Source organism: Sporosarcina sp. GW1-11, assembly GCF_033088395.1.
GTDB lineage: Bacteria > Bacillota > Bacilli > Bacillales_A > Planococcaceae > Sporosarcina.
In genome coordinates, this window is the sequence record NZ_JAPMIW010000003.1 from 98,986 (window position 1) to 119,542 (window position 20,557).

The following is a 20,557-nucleotide window of genomic DNA, read 5'->3' on the forward strand; positions in this document are numbered from 1 at the left end:
TAACTTGATAAAACCAATAAAACTCTGGGGTGGAGAGGTTGGTGGGGAATATGGAATATGATAAGATTGGAAATGACTTTTCTAGACTTTCAGATGAAGAGATGATCGAACTAATACATCTGGGAAACTCAGATGTCCTTGACTTTTTGATTACTAAATTTCAACCGATTGTTCGGATGAAAGCTAGAACGTATTTTATCATTGGTGGAGATAGAGAAGATATCGTGCAAGAAGGAATGATCGGACTCTATAAGGCAATTCGAGATTTTCGACCAGATCGATTGAGCTCTTTCAAAGTGTTTGCTGAGCTATGTATTACGAGGCAAATAATCACAGCTATTAAAACAGCAACTCGGCAAAAGCATATTCCGCTCAATACTTCAGTTTCGTTGGATAAGCCTATATATGACGAAGAGCAAGAACGCACCTTGCTAGATGTCATTGCGGGTTCTACGCTTGATGATCCTGAAGACTTGATGATTCATAAAGAGAGTTTTTCTTTCATGGAAGAAGAGATGAATAAAGTGTTGAGTGCATTAGAAAAGGAAGTGCTCACCCTTTATTTAGAGGGTCAATCCTATCGAGAAATATCGGAAGTGCTGAATCGTCAAGTGAAATCTATTGATAATGCACTTCAACGAATTAAACGTAAGCTAGAGCATTCAATGGCAATGGATCTTGTGCGCTGACCGCGCGGAAAGTGAATTGACATGTCGTGTGTAAGATGGTACTCTTTAGCAAGACTATTGTCTCGAATAGGTGAATCTACGTGGCGAAAAAAATAATCATTTGCTGTGAAAAATGTGGCTCGCGAAACTACACTTTACCTGCTAGTAATCAAGCGCGTGAAGGAAGAATTGAATTAAAAAAGTTTTGCAGTCATTGCAACGCACATACGTTGCATAAGCAAACCATTTGACCAGTTACATAGAGTTCTAGATAGGGCGCTATGTCATTCGGAAGGGTTGGAGAATAATGAGCAAGATCAGTGATTTTTTGAAAAAAGTCATTTCGGAAATGCGGAAAGTCAGTTGGCCAAAGCGTAAGGAATTGACGAAGTATACTGTAGTTGTTATTTCAACTGTCATTTTTATGGCTGTTTATTTCGGACTAGTAGATATGGGTATTTCAAGTGTTATGAAATGGTATACTGGTCTCTAATAGTGAAAGTATGAATAGCTTGAGAATATCCCGTTTTGATGAATAAACGGGTTTTTTCAGTTCTAATTAGAAGGAGGGACGGACGCGTAGTCCTCAACATGATGGAAATGGATAAAAATTGGTATGTAGTCCATACGTACTCAGGATATGAGAATAAAGTAAAAGCAAATCTTGAAAAACGTGTTGAAACAATGGGTATGTCAGATAAAATTTTCCGTGTCGTCATTCCGGAAGAAGAAGAAACAGATATTAAAGATGGCAAAAAGAAAACAGTTATGCGTAAAACGTTTCCTGGGTATGTACTTGTGGAATTGATTATGACAGACGATTCTTGGTACGTTGTCCGTAATACGCCAGGTGTGACAGGATTTATCGGATCTTCAGGTGGAGGAGCGAAGCCGACTCCGTTGTTGCCAGAAGAAGTCGAATTCATTCTGAAACAAATGGGTATGAAAGAGCAACGTATAGATGTGGACTTCGAAGTGGGTGAAAGAGTTACTGTATTAGAAGGACCGTTTGCACACTTTGAAGGTAAAGTGGAAGAAATCGAACTAGACAAAGGTAAAGTAACTGTTACTGTCGATATGTTCGGACGCGAAACGAAGATGGAACTATCGTTTGATCAAGTAGAAAAAATGGATTGATGAGGTAATGGGATAATTTTCTCTTGCAAATAGTATGTAATGGTGGTATCATTTCAAAGGTCAGACTTAGTCTGGACGGATTAACCAATTCTACCGACATTGTCGGCAGGCACATATTTGAGTGGGAGGGGCAACCCAATGACCACATCACGGACTTAAGGAGGTGTGTCTCGTGGCTAAAAAAGTTACTAAAGTAGTGAAGTTACAAATTCCAGCTGGTAAAGCAAACCCAGCACCACCAGTAGGGCCGGCGTTAGGTCAAGCAGGTGTTAACATCATGGGATTCTGTAAAGAATTTAACGCTCGTACAGCTGATCAAGCAGGTCTTATTATTCCTGTTGAAATCTCTGTTTTCGAGGACCGTTCATTTACATTCATCACAAAAACTCCGCCGGCAGCAGTATTGCTAAAGGTTGCAGCAAACGTTCAAAAAGGTTCAGGTGAGCCTAATAAAAACAAAGTTGCTACAGTTAAACGTGATAAAGTTAGAGAAATCGCAGAACAAAAGATGCCGGACTTAAACGCGGCGTCAGTTGAAGCGGCGATGGCAATGGTCGAAGGTACTGCTCGCAGTATGGGAATCAAAATCGAAGACTGATTTTGGTTCTTCTTAATAAAGCAACGGTTTGAAGGTGAAGGCTGCGGTCGAATGAGATGCGCAGCCTTCATTAAGTGGGAGGTTTAATCCGTTAAAACCACAAATGAGGAGGAAAATTCAGATGGCTAAAAGAGGTAAAAAATTCGTAGAAGCTGCAAAGCTTGTAGATCGTACAGCTACATACTCTGCGAAAGAAGCAATTGAACTTGCTAAAAAAACTAGCACGACAAATTTTGATGCGACAGTTGAAGTAGCTTTCCGTCTTGGTATTGATACTCGCAAGAATGATCAGCAAATTCGTGGAGCGGTAGTGCTTCCGAATGGTACTGGTAAAACTCAACGCGTATTAGTATTCGCAAAAGGTGAAAAGTTGAAAGAAGCAGAAGCTGCAGGCGCAGATTACGTAGGCGACGCAGATTACATTGCTAAAATTCAACAAGGTTGGTTCGAGTTTGACGTAATCGTTGCTACACCTGACATGATGGGCGAAGTTGGTAAGATCGGTCGAGTTCTAGGGCCAAAAGGTCTTATGCCGAACCCGAAAACAGGAACAGTAACATTCGACGTAGCAAAAGCTGTTGAAGAAATCAAAGCGGGTAAAGTAGAATACCGTGCGGACAAAGCTGGAATTATCCACGCGCCAATCGGAAAAGCTTCTTTCGATCAAGAAAAGTTGGAAGAAAACTTCTTGACGATCTTTGAAACTATTCAAAAAGCTAAACCGGCTTCATCAAAAGGAACGTTCATGAAATCAGTAAACGTTACAACTACTATGGGCCCTGCTATTAAAGTAGATCCGGCTAGTGTAACTATAAAATAATTATTGACAAGCATGAAGTGATCTGTTAAGATTACGCTTGTTATGATGATAACCATTTGTACCGAAGACAGCAGGTGTGGCTTGCCACTTAAAGATCCTGCCGAGGACAAGACGCTCTTTTTAAAAGATGACGACTTTTCTGCCCTCATGTCTAAGACATTGAGGGCTTTTATATCGGTATAAGTGACCCTAATTTCCAGGAGGTGTCAACATGAGCAAAATTTTAGAAGCTAAACAAGCGGTTGTAACAGAAATCGCTGATAAGTTGAAAGAAGCAGTTTCTGTAGTTGTTGTAGATTACCGTGGTCTAACGGTTGCACAAGTTACGGAATTGCGTAAACAACTTCGTGAAGCAGGCATTGAGTTCAAAGTCTATAAAAACTCGATGACTCGTCGTGCGGCTGAATCAGCAGGACTGGAATCTTTGAATGAAAGTCTTGTAGGTCCGAACGCTATTGCCTTCTCAACTGAAGACGTAGTAGCGCCGGCGAAAATCTTGAATGATTTCGCTAAAAAGAATGATAAGCTTGAAATTAAAGCGGGTGTGATCGAAGGAAACGTTGCGTCGGCAGAAGAGGTCAAAGCATTGGCTACTCTACCATCACGCGATGGTCTATTGTCTATGCTACTCAGCGTACTTCAAGCACCAGTACGAAACTTCGCACTTGCTACAAAAGCAGTTGCAGAACAAAAAGAAGAACAAGGCGCGTAATATCGCATCTTGACCACGGCCGGACCAAAAGAACCGGTTAATACAACTTTCCAGGAGGAACTTAAAATGACTAATGCACAAATCTTAGACGCAATTAAAGAAATGACAGTTCTTGAACTAAATGACTTAGTAAAAGCAATTGAAGAAGAATTCGGCGTAACAGCAGCAGCTCCAGTTGCAGCAGCTGGAGCAGTTGCAGAAGCAGCTGAAGAGAAAACTGAATTTGACGTAATGCTTGCATCAGCTGGCGATCAAAAGATCAAAGTAATCAAAGTTGTTCGTGAAATCACTGGATTAGGCTTGAAAGAAGCTAAAGCTCTTGTAGACGAAGCTCCTAAAGCTGTTAAAGAAGGCGTTTCTAAAGAAGAAGCAGAAGAAATGAAAGCTAAACTTGAAGAAGTTGGCGCATCTGTAGAAGTTAAGTAATTTCTACTTCCTGAGAAAAGCCCGTCTATTTGACGGGCTTTTTTCTTCATATACAGGTATTTATAGTAGGAGGTATATATATGGGGGAACATTATTACTCGAAAAACCCTCAAGTTTCTAGTGCTCCGAAGCATTGGAAAGCGGAAATACGCAATAAGATGTTCACGTTTACGACTGATGCTGGTGTCTTCAGTAAAGGTGGTATAGACGGAGGATCGAAATTATTAGCTGAAACGTTTAAAGAGCCTTCTGTAGAGGGAGACTTGTTAGAAATTGGTTGTGGCTATGGTCCGATTGCGTTGTCTATTGCATCTGACTTTCCAGAGCGCTTAGTTCATATGGTAGACGTTAATGAACGTGCGCTAGCCCTTTCTAAAACGAATGCTCAAAACAATCAACTCCAAAACGTCAAGATCTATGAAAGCAATGGTATTGATCAAGTAGAACAAGCTGGTTTTGCTGCAATTTTGACAAATCCACCTATAAGAGCGGGGAAACAAACGGTTTTTTCTTTCTATGAAGGTGCGTATGAAAAACTTGCTTCGGGCGGAGAGTTATGGGTTGTTATTCAAAAGAAACAAGGTGCGCCTTCTACGGTCGCGTACTTAAAAGAGTTGTTTGGTAATGTGGCGACTGTTGCAAAGAAGAAGGGTTATTTCATTTTGTTAGCAAAAAAGATTGACAGCTCGGTAATCTTGTAGTAGCATTATAAAATGCATAAATAATTATATTGCAGCTGTATGCCCTTTTGCGTGATTTAGAAGAGGAAAGGGTATACTGATGTTTGGATAAAGATTGTGAAATCGAAAATGAGCTCTTGTCGGAACTCGTTTTCTTTTTGTTTTTTCGAAGTCACAGCTGAATTTCTGATTTTGCAAAAACTAATATTGTCTTAATGAGGGGTGAATGAGTTGACAGGTCATTTAGTTCAGTATGGTCAACATCGTCAGCGTAGAAGTTTCGCGCGAATCAACGAAGTGCTCGATCTGCCAAATTTGATTGAAATTCAAACGGCATCGTATGAGTGGTTCTTAGAAGAAGGGTTACGTGAAATGTTCAAGGATATTTCTCCTATCCAGGACTTCACTGGGAACCTATCATTAGAATTTATCGACTACAAACTGGGTGAACCAAAATATCCAGTGGACGAATCAAAAGAGCGCGATGTGACATATGCAGCACCACTTCGTGTAAAAGTACGTCTTCATAACAAAGAAACAGGCGATGTCAAAGAACAAGACGTTTTCATGGGAGATTTCCCGCTAATGACTGAAAACGGCACATTCGTTATTAATGGAGCGGAAAGAGTTATCGTTTCACAGCTCGTTCGTTCGCCGAGTGTCTATTACAATGGTAAAACGGACAAAAACGGTAAACGTGGTTTCGGTGCTACCGTAATTCCGAACCGTGGTGCGTGGCTTGAGTATGAAACAGATGCTAAAGACGTTGTGCATGTCCGTATTGATAGAACACGTAAATTACCGATCACTGTGTTGCTGCGCGCATTAGGTTTCTCAACAGATCAAGAAATTATTGATCTAATCGGTGATAACGAATATTTGCGTAATTCACTTGAGAAAGATAATACCGAAACTTCGGAAAAAGCGATGCTTGAAATCTATGAGCGACTACGTCCAGGTGAACCACCAACGCTAGACAGCGCGAGAAGTCTGTTGTATTCTCGTTTCTTCGATCCAAAGCGCTATGATTTGGCGAATGTTGGACGTTATAAGATGAACAAGAAACTTCATTTGCAAAACCGTTTGTTCAATCAAACAGCTGCAGAAACACTCGTCGATCCAGAAACTGGTGAAATACTAGTAGAAAAAGACCAATTAATCGATCGACGCACGTTAGATAAATTGCTACCGTTCTTGTCTAAAGGTATCAACACGCAGTCGATTGAACATGTTGGAGCTATTTTAGAAGAACCGATGGTCATTCAAACACTGAAAATTTACGCTCCGAAAAATGAAGATAAACAAGTACTCAATGTTATTTCTAATGCTGAAGTAGACGAGTCTGTTAAGCATATTACCCCTTCGGATATTGTAGCTTCAATCAGCTATTTCTTTAACCTATTACATGGTGTAGGAAATACAGATGACATTGATCATCTCGGTAATCGTCGTTTACGTTCTGTAGGTGAATTGCTACAGAACCAATTCCGTATTGGTTTATCCCGTATGGAACGAGTGGTAAAAGAAAGAATGTCTATCAATGATACACAGTCTATCGTACCTCAACAATTAATCAATATTCGTCCAGTTATTGCATCTATTAAAGAGTTCTTCGGTAGCTCTCAACTTTCGCAGTTTATGGACCAAACAAATCCATTGGCTGAATTGACGCATAAACGTCGTCTATCAGCACTAGGACCTGGTGGTTTGACACGTGAACGTGCAGGAATGGAAGTTCGTGACGTACACTACTCTCACTATGGTCGTATGTGTCCGATTGAAACGCCGGAGGGTCCGAACATTGGACTAATAAACTCTTTATCGACATTTGCAAAAGTAAATCGTTTTGGTTTCATTGAAACTCCTTATCGTAAGGTGGATCCTGAAACAGGTCGCGTAACAGAGCAAATCGATTACTTAACTGCTGATATTGAAGATAACTATGTAGTAGCGCAAGCCAATGCAGTGCTTGGAGAAGATGGATCATTTGTCAATGAAGATGTTGTCGGTCGTTTCCAAGGGGATAATACAGTCTTCCGCCGCGATCAAATTGACTATATGGATGTTTCACCTAAGCAAGTTGTGTCTGCGGCAACCGCATGTATTCCATTTTTGGAAAACGATGACTCCAACCGTGCGTTAATGGGTGCGAACATGCAACGACAAGCGGTACCTTTATTGAATCCTGAAGCGCCATTCGTTGGGACGGGGATGGAACACATCTCAGCCCGTGATTCTGGTGCGGCTGTCGTTTCTAAACATCATGGAATCGTAGAGCATGTAGAAGCAAAAGAAGTTCGTATTCGTTGTATTGAAGAAATAGACGGTAAAGAAGTGAAGGGTGACCTAGCAGTTTATCGTTTGTCTAAATTCATTCGTTCCAACCAAGGAACTTGTTATAACCAACGGCCTATTGTCAGAGTTGGCGACCGTGTAAAACCACTTGATATTCTCGCGGACGGTCCTTCTATGGAGCAAGGAGAACTTGCGCTTGGTCGTAACGTTCTAACTGCGTTCATGACATGGGATGGCTACAACTATGAGGATGCTATTATTATGAGTGAGCGTCTAGTGAAAGATGACGTCTTCACATCCGTTCATATTGAAGAGTATGAATCAGAAGCGCGTGATACGAAGCTAGGGCCGGAAGAGATTACTCGTGATATACCGAACGTCGGGGAGGATGCATTACGCAACTTGGACGACAGAGGGATCATCCGTATTGGGGCGGAAGTACGCGATGGCGATATCTTAGTTGGTAAAGTAACACCTAAGGGAGTTACGGAACTAACTGCTGAAGAGCGTCTATTGCACGCAATCTTCGGGGAGAAGGCACGTGAAGTCCGCGATACGTCGCTAAAGGTTCCGCACGGTGCAGGCGGAATTGTTCTGGATGTTAAAGTGTTCAACCGTGAAGATGGCGATGAGTTATCTCCGGGTGTTAACCAATTAGTTCGTGTGTATATCGTACAGAAACGTAAAATTTCTGTGGGAGATAAGATGGCTGGACGTCACGGTAACAAAGGGGTAATTTCCCGAATTTTACCTGAGTCTGAAATGCCGTATCTACCAGACGGTACACCAATTGATGTTATGTTAAATCCACTAGGTGTTCCATCACGTATGAACATCGGACAGGTTCTTGAAATGCACCTTGGTATGGCTGCGCGTAGTCTAGGTATTCACACGGCTTCTCCGGTATTTGATGGAGCAAACGAGGAAGATGTTTGGTCTACAATGGAAGAAGCGGGGATGAACCGTGACGGTAAAACAACGCTATACGATGGTCGTTCAGGTGAACCGTTTGATAACCGCGTATCTGTAGGTGTCATGTATTTGATCAAACTTGCGCACATGGTAGACGATAAGTTACACGCGCGTTCTACTGGACCATACTCACTCGTTACACAGCAACCACTTGGCGGTAAAGCGCAGTTCGGTGGACAGCGTTTCGGTGAGATGGAAGTATGGGCACTAGAGGCATATGGTGCTGCTTACACATTGCAAGAAATTCTAACAGTTAAATCAGATGACGTTGTAGGTCGTGTGAAAACATACGAAGCAATCGTCAAAGGTGACAGCGTCCCTCAACCGGGCGTACCTGAATCATTCAAAGTACTCATCAAAGAACTACAAAGCCTTGGACTAGACGTCAAAATGTTGACGGAAGACTTTGAGGAGATTGAATTACGGGACTTGGATGACGAAGAAGATTTGCAACCAACTGATGCACTAAACTTGATGAAAGAAGACCAACCGATTGGCTAAAACCGTAAGTGCTACTTAGCCTTGCGCTTGTGGCTGGATGTTAGCTAAACAAAAGTGGTTGATCTGAAATAATATAAATAATGCAATCCCAACAGAATAGAAGAGGGCTTCGAGCACCTTCTTCTATTCTATTCAGTTGAATAAGTATTTTGACTGAATGTGATATTATAAGTAAAGTTGCCTGACAAGCCATTGCGGCGATTAGACTAAAGGGAGGTAGGCTCCTTGATAGATGTTAATAATTTTGAGTATATGAAGATTGGTTTAGCTTCACCAGACAAGATTCGTTCTTGGTCATATGGGGAAGTGAAGAAACCCGAAACTATAAACTACCGTACGTTAAAGCCGGAGAAGGACGGATTATTCTGTGAAAGAATTTTCGGACCTACTAAAGACTGGGAATGTCACTGTGGGAAGTATAAACGGGTTCGTTATAAAGGTGTTGTCTGTGATCGTTGTGGCGTAGAGGTAACGCGTCAAAAAGTGCGTCGTGAACGAATGGGGCATATTGAACTTGCAGCACCAGTGACGCATATATGGTATTTCAAAGGAATTCCGAGCCGTATGGGATTAATCCTAGATATGACACCGCGTGCATTGGAAGAAATCATTTATTTCGCATCCTACGTAGTAGTTGAGCCGGCCGATACACCGCTAGAGCGAAAGCAGTTGTTATCTGAAAAAGAATATCGACTGTATCGTGAAAAGTATGGTTCTAAGTTCCAAGCAGCAATGGGAGCAGAAGCTATTGAACAGCTTTTACGTGCCATTGATCTAGATAAAGAAACAGATTCATTGAAAGAAGAGTTGAAAACAGTTCAAGGTCAGCGTCGTACGCGCGCGATCCGACGTCTGGAAGTTGTGGAATCATTCCGTAACTCTGGGAATCGTCCGGAATGGATGGTATTAGAGGTTCTTCCTGTAATTCCACCAGAATTGCGTCCGATGGTACAACTAGACGGTGGGCGTTTTGCGACATCTGACTTAAATGATTTGTATCGTCGGGTCATTAACCGGAATAACCGCCTAAAGCGTTTATTGGATCTGGGAGCACCTGGTATCATCGTACAAAACGAGAAACGGATGCTTCAAGAAGCGGTAGATGCACTAATTGACAACGGTCGCCGTGGAAGACCGGTAACAGGTCCTGGTAATCGTCCGTTGAAATCTCTTTCTCATATGTTGAAAGGTAAGCAAGGCCGTTTCCGTCAAAACTTACTAGGAAAACGTGTAGACTATTCTGGTCGTTCCGTTATCGTAGTAGGTCCAAACCTTAAAATGTATCAATGTGGTCTACCAAAAGAAATGGCAATCGAGTTATTTAAACCGTTTGTTATGAAGGAATTGGTGGAACGTAATTTAGCACATAACATTAAAAGTGCGAAGCGGAAGATCGAGCGTCTGCATTCAGAAGTATGGGATGTATTAGAAGATGTCATTAAGGAGCATCCGGTACTACTTAACCGGGCACCAACTCTTCACCGTTTGGGAATTCAAGCGTTTGAACCAATTCTTGTAGAAGGTCGTGCGATTACATTGCACCCGCTCGTTTGTACAGCGTATAACGCTGACTTTGACGGTGACCAAATGGCTGTTCACGTTCCACTTTCAGCTGAAGCTCAAGCAGAAGCACGCCTATTGATGTTGGCTGCTCAAAATATCTTGAATCCGAAAGACGGGAAACCAGTTGTTACACCTTCTCAGGATATGGTTCTTGGAAATTATTATTTAACAGTCGAGCGTAAAGATGCAGCTGGAGAAGGTAAGATATTTAGCGATCCGAATGAAGCGTTAATTGCTTATCAAACAGGTCACGTTCACTTACATTCTCGTATTGCAATCCAAGCAGGCAGTATTAATAATCCAACGTTTACGGAACAACAAAATAGACAACTATTACTTACTACAGTAGGTAAAGTGATCTTCAATGAAATTCTGCCAGAGTCGTTCCCTTACATTAACGAACCGACACTTAGCAACTTACAAGTGAAAACACCTGCTAAGTACTTCGTAGATGGAACTGTTAATGTTAAAGAATACTTGAAAGATACAGAATTGGTTGCACCGTTCAAAAAGACAATCCTTGGAGAAATCATTGCGGAAATCTTCAAACGTTTCCACATTACAGAAACGTCAAGAATGCTAGATCGCATGAAAAATCTTGGGTTTAAATACTCAACGCGTGCAGGAATCACAATTGGTATTTCTGATATCGTAGTTTTACCGAATAAAGCTGAAATCCTCCATGACGCACAAGAAAAAGTAGACAAGGTTACTCAGCAGTTCCGCCGTGGTTTAATTACCGAAGAAGAACGCTATGACCGTGTCATCTCTTACTGGAGTGCTGCGAAAGACATCATTCAGAATAAACTGATGGACTCACTTCATAGTGAAAACCCAATCTATATGATGAGTGACTCTGGAGCCCGTGGTAACGCATCTAACTTTACGCAACTTGCAGGAATGCGTGGATTGATGGCCAACCCGGCCGGGAAAATCATCGAGCTTCCGATTAAATCTTCATTCCGTGAAGGTCTAACGGTACTTGAATACTTTATTTCTACTCACGGTGCGCGTAAAGGTCTTGCCGATACAGCACTGAAGACAGCTGACTCAGGTTACTTAACACGTCGTTTGGTAGACGTAGCACAAGATGTTATTGTTCGTGAAGACGACTGTGGCACAGACCGCGGTTTAGAGATCACTGCTCTTACAGAAGGTAATGAAATGATTGAAACGTTGATGGAGCGTATTGAAGGTCGTCACGCGAAGAAGACAATTAAACATCCGGAAACAGGCGAACTAATTCTCGAAAAGAATGGCTTGATCACAGCGGATGTTGCAAACGCAATTATTGCAGCTGGATTTGAGAAAGTAACGATTCGTTCTGCTTTCACTTGTAATACAAAGCATGGCGTTTGTAAGAAATGTTATGGTATCAACTTAGCTACAGGGGAAACAGTAGAAGTAGGGGAAGCTGTAGGAATTATAGCGGCTCAATCTATTGGAGAACCTGGTACACAGCTTACAATGCGTACATTCCACACAGGTGGAGTTGCTGGGGATGATATTACACAAGGTCTTCCGCGTATTCAAGAGATTTTCGAATCTCGGAATCCGAAAGGACAAGCGGTTATTTCTGAAATTGCAGGAACAGTTATTGAAATTGATGAAATCCGTGAAGGTCAAAAAGAGATCACAATCGAAGGTGAAGTGGAAACACGTAAGTATTTGGCGCCGTACAATGGTCGCTTGAAGGTTGAAGAAGGCGATGTAGTTGAACGTGGTCAAACATTAACGGAAGGTTCTATTGATCCGAAAGAATTGATCGTAGTAAAAGATGTAGCAACTGTACAAGAGTACTTGCTAAAAGAAGTACAAAAAGTTTACCGTATGCAAGGGGTAGAAATTGGTGATAAACACGTAGAAGTGATGGTTCGCCAAATGCTTCGCAAAGTTCGTGTAATTGAAGCTGGAGATACAGATCTTCTACCAGGTTCGTTGTTGGATATTCATCAGTTCTCTGAAGCGAATAATAAAGTGTTGTTAGCGGGTAAAGTGCCGGCGACTTCACGTCCAGTTATCCTTGGAATTACGAAAGCATCTCTTGAGACAGAGTCATTCTTATCCGCGGCTTCCTTCCAAGAAACGACGAGAGTACTTACGGACGCGGCAATCAAAGGGAAAACCGATGAATTGCTTGGTCTGAAAGAAAACGTCATTATCGGTAAGTTAGTGCCAGCAGGTACAGGAATGCAAAGATATCGTCAGATTAAAATGCAACATGAGGAAGAAGAAACAGTTAAGGTGGATTAAAAAATAAACGGGACATCGTTCCCGTTTATTTAATTAAAACTGTTGACAAGACTTTCTGCAGATGATAATATACAAAAGGTTGATAGTTGTTGGCCGATACTTTTTCGGAGAAATTATATTTCACATGAACAAGTGAAAGGCGAGAAACAATCATCATTATAAAATAACAGTGAGCAGAGATCTCTAAAACTTACTGTCACCCGTTTTTGTGTGTGCACGCACAAAAACTTTGTTTTTACTTAAAAATGAACCACCTGGGTGTGTGGTATTATAGAAAATTCGGAAGGAGGAACAATCTGATGCCTACAATTAACCAATTAGTCCGTAAACCTCGTAAGTCTAAGTCGGAGAATTCTAAATCACCGGCACTAGGAAAAAGCTATAACAGCTTTAAAAAGTCAATGACAAACGTAAACTCACCACAAAAAAGAGGTGTTTGTACACGTGTTGGTACTATGACTCCTAAGAAGCCGAACTCGGCGCTACGTAAGTATGCTCGTGTTCGTTTGACAAATACATTGGAAGTTAACGCTTATATCCCGGGCGAAGGCCACAACTTGCAAGAACACAGTGTGGTACTAATCCGTGGAGGACGAGTAAAAGACTTGCCAGGTGTTCGTTACCATATCGTACGTGGAGCGCTTGATACAGCTGGAGTTACCGGCCGTATGCAAAGCCGTTCAATGTATGGTGCTAAAAAACCAAAAGTTAAGAAGTAATATAAACTAAAGATATCGAAAGGAGGAACTAATTATGCCTCGTAAAGGTCCAGTTGCAAAACGCGATGTACTACCTGATCCGATTTATAATTCTAAGCTTGTAAGCCGCCTTATCAACAAAATGATGGTAGACGGTAAAAAAGGTACTTCACAGAAAATTCTTTATGGAGCGTTCGAAATCATTAAAGAACGTTCTGGACAAGAGCCGATTGAAGTGTTCGAAGCTGCACTAAATAATGTAATGCCAGTTCTTGAAGTGCGTGCTCGCCGAGTGGGTGGAGCTAACTATCAAGTGCCAGTTGAAGTTCGTCCAGAACGTCGTTCAACACTAGGTCTTCGTTACCTTGTTAATTATTCACGTACACGTGGAGAGAAAACAATGGAAGAGCGCCTAGCAAACGAAATTCTTGATGCATCAAACAACACAGGTGCTTCTGTTAAACGCCGTGAAGAAATGCATAAAATGGCTGAAGCCAACAGAGCATTCGCTCACTATCGTTGGTAAGTCCGGATACGCTAAAAGAGTAATCCGAAACGGAAGGAGTTTGCAAAAATGGGTAGAGATTTCTCCTTAGAAAACACTCGTAATATTGGAATCATGGCTCACATTGACGCTGGTAAGACAACGACAACTGAGCGAATCCTTTATTACACAGGTAAAATCCACAAAATTGGTGAAACGCACGAAGGTGCTTCACAAATGGACTGGATGGAGCAAGAACAAGAGCGTGGAATCACAATTACATCTGCTGCAACAACAGCAGCTTGGAAAGGTCACCGCGTAAACATCATCGATACACCGGGACACGTAGACTTCACTGTTGAAGTTGAACGTTCACTACGTGTATTAGATGGAGCTGTTGCAGTACTTGATGCTCAATCAGGTGTAGAGCCGCAAACAGAAACAGTTTGGCGTCAAGCGACAAACTACAAAGTACCACGTCTTGTATTTGTTAACAAAATGGATAAAACGGGTGCGGATTTCCTTTACTCTGTAGGCACACTACGTGAGCGTCTTCAAGCTAATGCTCACCCAATCCAATTGCCAATCGGTGCGGAAGATAACTTCTCAGGAATTATCGACCTAATCGAAATGACAGCAACTATGTATCCTAATGATCTAGGTACAGATACAACGGTGGAAGAAATTCCTGCTGAATATCTGGAACAAGCACAAGAATACCGCGAAAAGCTAATTGAAGCGGTTGTAGACTTCGACGAAGATTTAATGGAGAAGTACCTAGGCGGCGAAGAACTTACAAACGAAGAAATCACAGTAGCAATTCGTAAAGCGACATTGGCGGTTGAGTTCTACCCTGTAGTTTGTGGAACTGCATTCAAAAACAAAGGAGTACAATTAGTGCTAGATGCAGTAGTAGACTACCTGCCATCACCACTTGATGTACCACCGATGATGGGCTTCAACCCTGAAACTGAAGAGGAAGAAGTACGTGAATCTTCTGACGAGGCGCCATTCTCAGCGCTTGCATTTAAAGTAATGACGGATCCTTACGTAGGGAAACTTACATTCTTCCGTATTTATTCAGGTGTTCTACAAGCCGGTTCTTACGTTGCGAACTCCACAAAAGGCAAGCGTGAGCGCGTAGGACGTATCTTACAAATGCACGCTAATAGCCGTGAGGAGATTTCTGAAGTACACGCAGGTGAAATTGCTGCTGCTGTAGGTTTGAAAGATACGACAACTGGTGACACTCTTTGTGATGAGAAAGCATTGGTCATTCTTGAATCAATGGTATTCCCGGAGCCTGTTATCTCTGTAGCTATCGAGCCGAAAACAAAAGCAGACCAAGATAAAATGGGCCAAGCTCTTGGTAAGTTACAAGAAGAGGATCCAACATTCCGTGCACATACAGATCAAGAAACAGGAGAAGTAATCATCGCAGGTATGGGTGAACTTCACTTGGACATCATTGTTGACCGTCTAAGACGTGAATTCAAGGTAGAAGCAAATGTGGGCGCGCCACAAGTTTCTTACCGCGAAACATTCCGTCAGTCAGCTGAGATCGAAGGAAAATTCGTTCGCCAATCAGGTGGACGTGGACAGTTTGGTCACGTGTGGATTGAATTTGGTCCAAACGAAGAAGGAAAAGGATTTGAATTCATTAACAACATCGTTGGTGGTTCTGTTCCTCGTGAATATATCCCAGCAGTTGAAGCAGGAATTCGTGATTCATTAGAGAATGGTATTTTAGCTGGTTATCCATTAATCGATGTGAAAGCACGTCTATTTGACGGGTCTTACCATGATGTTGACTCCAACGAAATGGCATTCAAGGTCGCTGCATCTATGGCTTTGAAAAATGCAGCATCTAAATGTTCACCAGTACTTCTAGAACCTACAATGAAAGTAGAAGTAATCATTCCGGACGAATACATGGGCGATATCATGGGTGATATTACATCACGCCGTGGCCGTGTAGAAGGTATGGAAGCTCGCGGAAACGCACAAGTCGTTCGCGCAATGGTTCCACTTGCTGAAATGTTCGGTTATGCAACATCTCTACGTTCAAACACGCAAGGCCGCGGGGTATTCTCTATGGTGTTCGATCACTATGAAGAAGTTCCAAAGTCTGTTGCTGAAGAAGTAATTAAGAAAAACAAAGGTGAATAATAAAGTTCATCCTTGTTTCCTGTAATAAATACTTGTAAGATATGGGTAGTCGAAAGTTTACTTTCGACTACAATACTAAAAAAACTAAACTTTTTCAAATAAAGGGAGGATCTCTAAAATGGGTAAAGAAAAATTCGACCGCTCCAAGGAGCACGCAAACGTAGGAACAATTGGTCACGTTGACCATGGTAAAACAACTTTAACTGCTGCAATTGCAACAGTTCTATCTAAAGCAATGGGTGGAGAAGCAAAGTCATATGCTGACGTTGATAACGCACCTGAAGAAAAAGAGCGTGGAATCACAATCAGTACTTCACACGTTGAGTATGAAACTGAAAAACGTCACTACGCACACGTTGACTGCCCGGGTCACGCTGACTATGTTAAGAACATGATTACTGGTGCTGCACAAATGGACGGCGGAATCTTAGTAGTATCTGCTGCTGACGGCCCAATGCCACAAACTCGTGAGCACATCCTTCTTTCACGTCAAGTAGGTGTTCCTTACCTAGTTGTATTCATGAACAAATGTGACATGGTAGATGACGAAGAACTACTTGAATTAGTAGAAATGGAAATTCGTGAACTTCTTTCTGAATATGACTTCCCTGGCGATGACATTCCTGTTATCCGTGGATCTGCACTTAAAGCTCTTGAAGGAGAGCCAGAGTGGGAAGAAAAAATTATTGAATTAATGCAAGCTGTTGACGACTATATCCCAACACCGGCTCGTGATACTGATAAGCCATTCATGATGCCAGTTGAGGACGTATTCTCAATCACAGGCCGTGGTACAGTAGCAACTGGACGTGTTGAGCGTGGAGTTGTTAAAGTCGGAGATGTTGTTGACATCATCGGTCTTGCTGAAGAACCAAAACCTACTACTGTAACTGGAGTAGAAATGTTCCGTAAACTTCTTGACTATGCAGAAGCTGGAGACAACATCGGTGCTCTTCTTCGTGGTGTTTCACGTGAAGAAATCGAACGTGGACAAGTTCTTGCTAAACCAGGCACAATTACTCCACACACTCAGTTCAAGTCTGAAGTATATGTACTATCAAAAGAAGAGGGTGGACGTCATACTCCATTCTTCTCAAACTACCGTCCTCAGTTCTACTTCCGTACAACTGACGTAACTGGTATCATCCAACTTCCTGAAGGCGTAGAAATGGTTATGCCTGGGGATAACGTTGAAATGACAGTTGAACTGATCTCTCCTATCGCGATTGAAGAAGGTACTAAATTCTCAATCCGTGAAGGTGGACGTACAGTAGGCGCTGGTGTTGTAGCAACAATCATGAAATAATTTTTTTGAAACCCCATCCTCGTGATGGGGTTTTTTGTAGGATTGTGAGAAATAGTCGCTAGATTCTAAAATGTATCCTGAACGTTAGAGTTGTAATCTATCGTTCAGGATATTTTCTTGTGGTTATATATCTTGAACAATGTAAGGTTAGGAATGTTCGCAAGATTGACTATAGAGCGTTAGAATTCATGCGCAATATAAAGAAATACATAGTGTTTTAACCGGATGAAAAAACTTAGTAAAATACGTGCATCTCAGAATAAAACCTGTTAGAATAATAAACGGGTTAAAAAACAAACTAATTTATTTAAAAGGGTTGCACAAACCTTAGAAACAGTGTAGAATGTTTAATGTTGGTCTTTGACTGCGATGAAGCGAGAGGTTGCCGATACACCAGGCCGCTTTGCCATGGCGGTGTATGGGAAATTTTCGTGGAGAATTGTCTAGAGAATAGGCGAAAGGGAGGGAAAGTAATGGCAAAACAAAAGATTCGTATCCGATTGAAAGCTTATGATCACAGAATGATAGATCAGTCAGCTGAAAAGATTGTTGAAACGGCTAAACGTTCTGGAGCTAGTGTTTCAGGTCCAATTCCGTTGCCAACTGAAAGATCAGTTTACACAGTATTGCGTTCAGTTCACGTATACAAGGATTCACGTGAGCAGTTTGAAATGCGTACACACAAACGTTTAATCGATATCGTTAATCCAACTCCACAAACTGTGGACGCATTAATGAAGCTTGATTTACCATCAGGCGTCGACATCGAAATCAAACTATAAAAAATACAAAACAAACAATATTACAGGAGGTGTGACTAATGAGCAAAGGAATCTTAGGAAGAAAGATCGGTATGACGCAAGTATTTGCTGAAAACGGTGATTTAATCCCAGTAACGGTGATCGAAGCTACTCCAAACGTAGTTCTTCAAAAGAAGACAATCGAAACAGATGGCTACGAAGCGATCCAACTAGGATTTGACGACAAGCGTGAAAAGCTTTCAAACAAGCCTGAACTAGGCCATGTGGCAAAAGCTAACACGACACCTAAGCGCTTCATTCGCGAAGTTCGCGGTGCTGACGTTAGTGCATACGAGGTTGGACAGGAAGTTAAAGTCAATACATTCGCGGAAGGCGAAGTAGTTGATATTACAGGAGTTTCAAAAGGTAAAGGATTCCAAGGTGTTATTAAGCGTCACGGTTTCTCACGTGGACCAATGACACACGGATCTCGTTTCCACCGTGCACCAGGTTCTCTAGGTGCTGTAGATGGACAACGCGTATTCAAAGGAAAAAAACTACCTGGACGTACTGGTGGCAAAACAGTAACGATCCAAAACGTAGAAATCGTACGAGTTGACGAAGAGCGCAACTTGTTACTAGTAAAAGGTAACGTTCCTGGAGCACGCAAATCACTGGTACAAGTGAATAGCGCAATCAAAGGGAACTGAGTGAAACAGGAAGGAGGAAATAGGAATGCCTAAAGTATCTGTAGTAAGTCAAACAGGTTCTGCAGTCGGAGATATCGAGTTAAACGAAGCTATCTTCGGAATCGAGCCGAACGAAGCAGTATTGTTCGAAGCAATTATTCAACAGCAAGCTTCTTTACGCCAAGGTAACCACAAGGTTAAAACTCGTGCGGAAGTTGCAGGCGGCGGTCGTAAACCATGGCGTCAAAAAGGCACAGGTCGTGCTCGTCAAGGTTCTATCAGATCACCACAATGGCGTGGAGGCGGTATCGTATTCGGTCCATCACCACGAAGCTATAGCTATAAAATGCCTAAGAAAGTTCGTCGTTTAGCACTTCTTTCTGCACTTTCAACGAAAGTACGCGCAGAAGAGCTAATCGTTCTTGACAACTTAGCATTTGATGCACCACAAACAAAAGGCTTTGTTAAAGTGCTTGAAGATCTTTCAATCACTAAGAAAGCATTATTTGTTACAGCTGACCTAGAAGAAACAGTAGCATTGTCTGCTCGTAATATTCCTGGAATCAGCGTTGTTACAGCGAATGGTATCAATGTACTCGACCTAGTCGGGCATGATCAACTCGTTATGACAAAAGCAGCAGTACAAAAAGTCGAGGAGGTGCTTGGTTAATGGAATCACGTGATATTTTGAAGCGTCCGGTCATTACCGAGCGTACTTCTGAGCAAATGGAATTCAGAAAATACACATTCGAAGTTGATACACGCGCGAATAAAACGCACGTTAAACAAGCTGTCGAAGAAATCTTCGGTGTGGAAGTAGAAAAAGTAAACGTTCAGAACTATAAAGGTAAGTTCAAGCGTATGGGGAAACATGCTGGTTATACAAACAAGCGCCGCAAAGCAATTGTTACATTAACTGCTGATTCCAAAGATATTGAACTTTTCGAAATGTAATTAACGAACAATAAATGAAGGAGGGAACACAAATGGCGATCAAGAAGTACAAAGCTACCTCCAACGGACGTCGTAATATGACTACTTCTGACTTTGCTGAGATTACTACAGACAAGCCAGAAAAATCATTGCTTGAACCAGTCAAGCGTAAAGGCGGCCGTAACAACCAAGGTAGAATGACAGTTCGTCACCAAGGTGGAGGACACAAGCGCCAATACCGTGTCATCGATTTCCAACGTCGGAAAGATGGCATTCCAGGACGCGTTGCTACGATCGAATACGATCCAAACCGTTCAGCAAACATCGCATTAATCAATTATGCAGATGGAGAAAAGAGATATATCCTTGCGCCTAAGGGATTGCAAGTAGGTTCTACAATTATGTCAGGACCTGAAGCGGATATCCGCGTTGGAAATGCTCTACCACTAGAGAACATTCCAATGGGTTCTACAATCCATAACATTGAAATGAAACCAGGTAAGGGTGGACAATTAGTTCGTTCTGCTGGAACTTCAGCTCAATTACTTGGACGTGAAGGTAAATATGTTATCATCCGTCTACAATCAGGCGAGGTACGTATGATTCTTTCAGCTTGCCGTGCAACTATCGGTCAAGTAGGTAATGAACAGCATGAATTGATCAACATTGGTAAAGCAGGTCGCTCACGTTGGTTAGGCAAGCGCCCATCCGTTCGTGGATCTGTAATGAACCCTAACGATCACCCACACGGTGGTGGTGAAGGACGTACACCAATCGGTCGTCCAAGTCCTGTTACTCCTTGGGGTAAACCAACTCTTGGATTCAAGACTCGCACAAAGAGCAATAAATCAGATAAGTTTATTGTACGCCGTCGTAAAAAATAATTTAAATGCACTGCGGTTCATTAGATGGA

General features: G+C 42.0%; 20 protein-coding genes and 1 other annotated feature. All 20 genes read left to right on the forward strand.

Annotated features, from left to right (window positions below; genetic code table 11):
- The first annotated feature begins 50 nt into the window (after positions 1-50).
- Positions 51-689, forward strand: a complete 639-nt coding sequence (gene sigH, locus ORD22_RS03565) for an RNA polymerase sporulation sigma factor SigH (RefSeq protein WP_317644597.1) — start codon at positions 51-53, stop codon at positions 687-689.
- An 80-nt stretch (positions 690-769) separates the two neighbouring features.
- The gene (gene rpmG / locus ORD22_RS03570) at positions 770-919 is read left to right on the forward strand and encodes a 50S ribosomal protein L33 (RefSeq protein ID WP_317644510.1); all 150 of its coding nucleotides are present in this window, start codon (positions 770-772) and stop codon (positions 917-919) included.
- A 56-nt stretch (positions 920-975) separates the two neighbouring features.
- Positions 976-1,161 carry a preprotein translocase subunit SecE gene (gene secE / locus ORD22_RS03575; protein ID WP_114925007.1) on the forward strand — a complete coding sequence of 62 codons (186 nt, stop codon included), beginning with the start codon at positions 976-978 and terminating at the stop codon, positions 1,159-1,161.
- 107 nt (positions 1,162-1,268) lie between these two features.
- Positions 1,269-1,805 (forward strand): transcription termination/antitermination protein NusG, encoded by a 537-nt coding sequence (nusG, locus tag ORD22_RS03580; protein ID WP_317644513.1) that lies wholly within the window; start codon positions 1,269-1,271, stop codon positions 1,803-1,805.
- Between the two features lie 172 nt (positions 1,806-1,977).
- Positions 1,978-2,403 carry a 50S ribosomal protein L11 gene (rplK, locus tag ORD22_RS03585; protein WP_317644514.1) on the forward strand — a complete coding sequence of 142 codons (426 nt, stop codon included), beginning with the start codon at positions 1,978-1,980 and terminating at the stop codon, positions 2,401-2,403.
- 121 nt (positions 2,404-2,524) lie between these two features.
- Positions 2,525-3,223 carry a 50S ribosomal protein L1 gene (gene rplA, locus ORD22_RS03590; protein ID WP_317644515.1) on the forward strand — a complete coding sequence of 233 codons (699 nt, stop codon included), beginning with the start codon at positions 2,525-2,527 and terminating at the stop codon, positions 3,221-3,223.
- Positions 3,224-3,266: 43 nt separating this feature from the next.
- Positions 3,267-3,404, forward strand: a sequence feature (ribosomal protein L10 leader region).
- Positions 3,405-3,434: 30 nt separating this feature from the next.
- The gene (gene rplJ, locus ORD22_RS03595; RefSeq protein WP_317644516.1) at positions 3,435-3,935 is read left to right on the forward strand and encodes a 50S ribosomal protein L10; all 501 of its coding nucleotides are present in this window, start codon (positions 3,435-3,437) and stop codon (positions 3,933-3,935) included.
- A gap of 66 nt (positions 3,936-4,001) precedes the next feature.
- Positions 4,002-4,361, forward strand: coding sequence for a 50S ribosomal protein L7/L12 (rplL, locus tag ORD22_RS03600; RefSeq protein ID WP_317644517.1), 360 nt, complete (start codon positions 4,002-4,004; stop codon positions 4,359-4,361).
- Positions 4,362-4,441: 80 nt separating this feature from the next.
- Positions 4,442-5,062: a class I SAM-dependent methyltransferase gene (locus ORD22_RS03605; protein ID WP_317644518.1), complete on the forward strand. Its 621-nt coding sequence runs from the start codon at positions 4,442-4,444 to the stop codon at positions 5,060-5,062.
- Positions 5,063-5,263: 201 nt separating this feature from the next.
- Positions 5,264-8,809, forward strand: a complete 3,546-nt coding sequence (gene rpoB / locus ORD22_RS03610) for a DNA-directed RNA polymerase subunit beta (protein ID WP_317644519.1) — start codon at positions 5,264-5,266, stop codon at positions 8,807-8,809.
- A gap of 225 nt (positions 8,810-9,034) precedes the next feature.
- Positions 9,035-12,625, forward strand: a complete 3,591-nt coding sequence (gene rpoC, locus ORD22_RS03615; RefSeq protein ID WP_317644521.1) for a DNA-directed RNA polymerase subunit beta' — start codon at positions 9,035-9,037, stop codon at positions 12,623-12,625.
- A 299-nt stretch (positions 12,626-12,924) separates the two neighbouring features.
- Positions 12,925-13,344: a 30S ribosomal protein S12 gene (gene rpsL / locus ORD22_RS03620; RefSeq protein WP_029053282.1), complete on the forward strand. Its 420-nt coding sequence runs from the start codon at positions 12,925-12,927 to the stop codon at positions 13,342-13,344.
- A 34-nt stretch (positions 13,345-13,378) separates the two neighbouring features.
- The gene (gene rpsG / locus ORD22_RS03625; RefSeq protein ID WP_317644522.1) at positions 13,379-13,849 is read left to right on the forward strand and encodes a 30S ribosomal protein S7; all 471 of its coding nucleotides are present in this window, start codon (positions 13,379-13,381) and stop codon (positions 13,847-13,849) included.
- A gap of 48 nt (positions 13,850-13,897) precedes the next feature.
- Entirely contained in the window at positions 13,898-15,976 is a 2,079-nt protein-coding gene (gene fusA, locus ORD22_RS03630; RefSeq protein WP_317644523.1) for an elongation factor G, read from the forward strand.
- Between the two features lie 118 nt (positions 15,977-16,094).
- On the forward strand, positions 16,095-17,282 hold the full coding sequence (gene tuf, locus ORD22_RS03635) for an elongation factor Tu (RefSeq protein WP_317644525.1): 1,188 nt from the start codon (positions 16,095-16,097) through the stop codon (positions 17,280-17,282).
- A 473-nt stretch (positions 17,283-17,755) separates the two neighbouring features.
- Positions 17,756-18,064, forward strand: a complete 309-nt coding sequence (rpsJ, locus tag ORD22_RS03640) for a 30S ribosomal protein S10 (protein WP_029053278.1) — start codon at positions 17,756-17,758, stop codon at positions 18,062-18,064.
- 38 nt (positions 18,065-18,102) lie between these two features.
- Positions 18,103-18,732, forward strand: a complete 630-nt coding sequence (gene rplC / locus ORD22_RS03645) for a 50S ribosomal protein L3 (RefSeq protein ID WP_317644527.1) — start codon at positions 18,103-18,105, stop codon at positions 18,730-18,732.
- A 25-nt stretch (positions 18,733-18,757) separates the two neighbouring features.
- A complete protein-coding gene (rplD, locus tag ORD22_RS03650; RefSeq protein WP_317644530.1) occupies positions 18,758-19,381 on the forward strand; it encodes a 50S ribosomal protein L4 in 624 nt (207 codons plus the stop codon).
- Positions 19,381-19,665, forward strand: a complete 285-nt coding sequence (gene rplW / locus ORD22_RS03655) for a 50S ribosomal protein L23 (protein ID WP_317644532.1) — start codon at positions 19,381-19,383, stop codon at positions 19,663-19,665. Before rplD ends, rplW begins: the two co-directional genes overlap by 1 nt.
- A gap of 32 nt (positions 19,666-19,697) precedes the next feature.
- Complete coding sequence (gene rplB, locus ORD22_RS03660; protein WP_317644533.1) at positions 19,698-20,528, forward strand: 50S ribosomal protein L2; 831 nt, start codon at positions 19,698-19,700, stop codon at positions 20,526-20,528.
- The last annotated feature ends 29 nt before the right edge of the window (positions 20,529-20,557 follow it).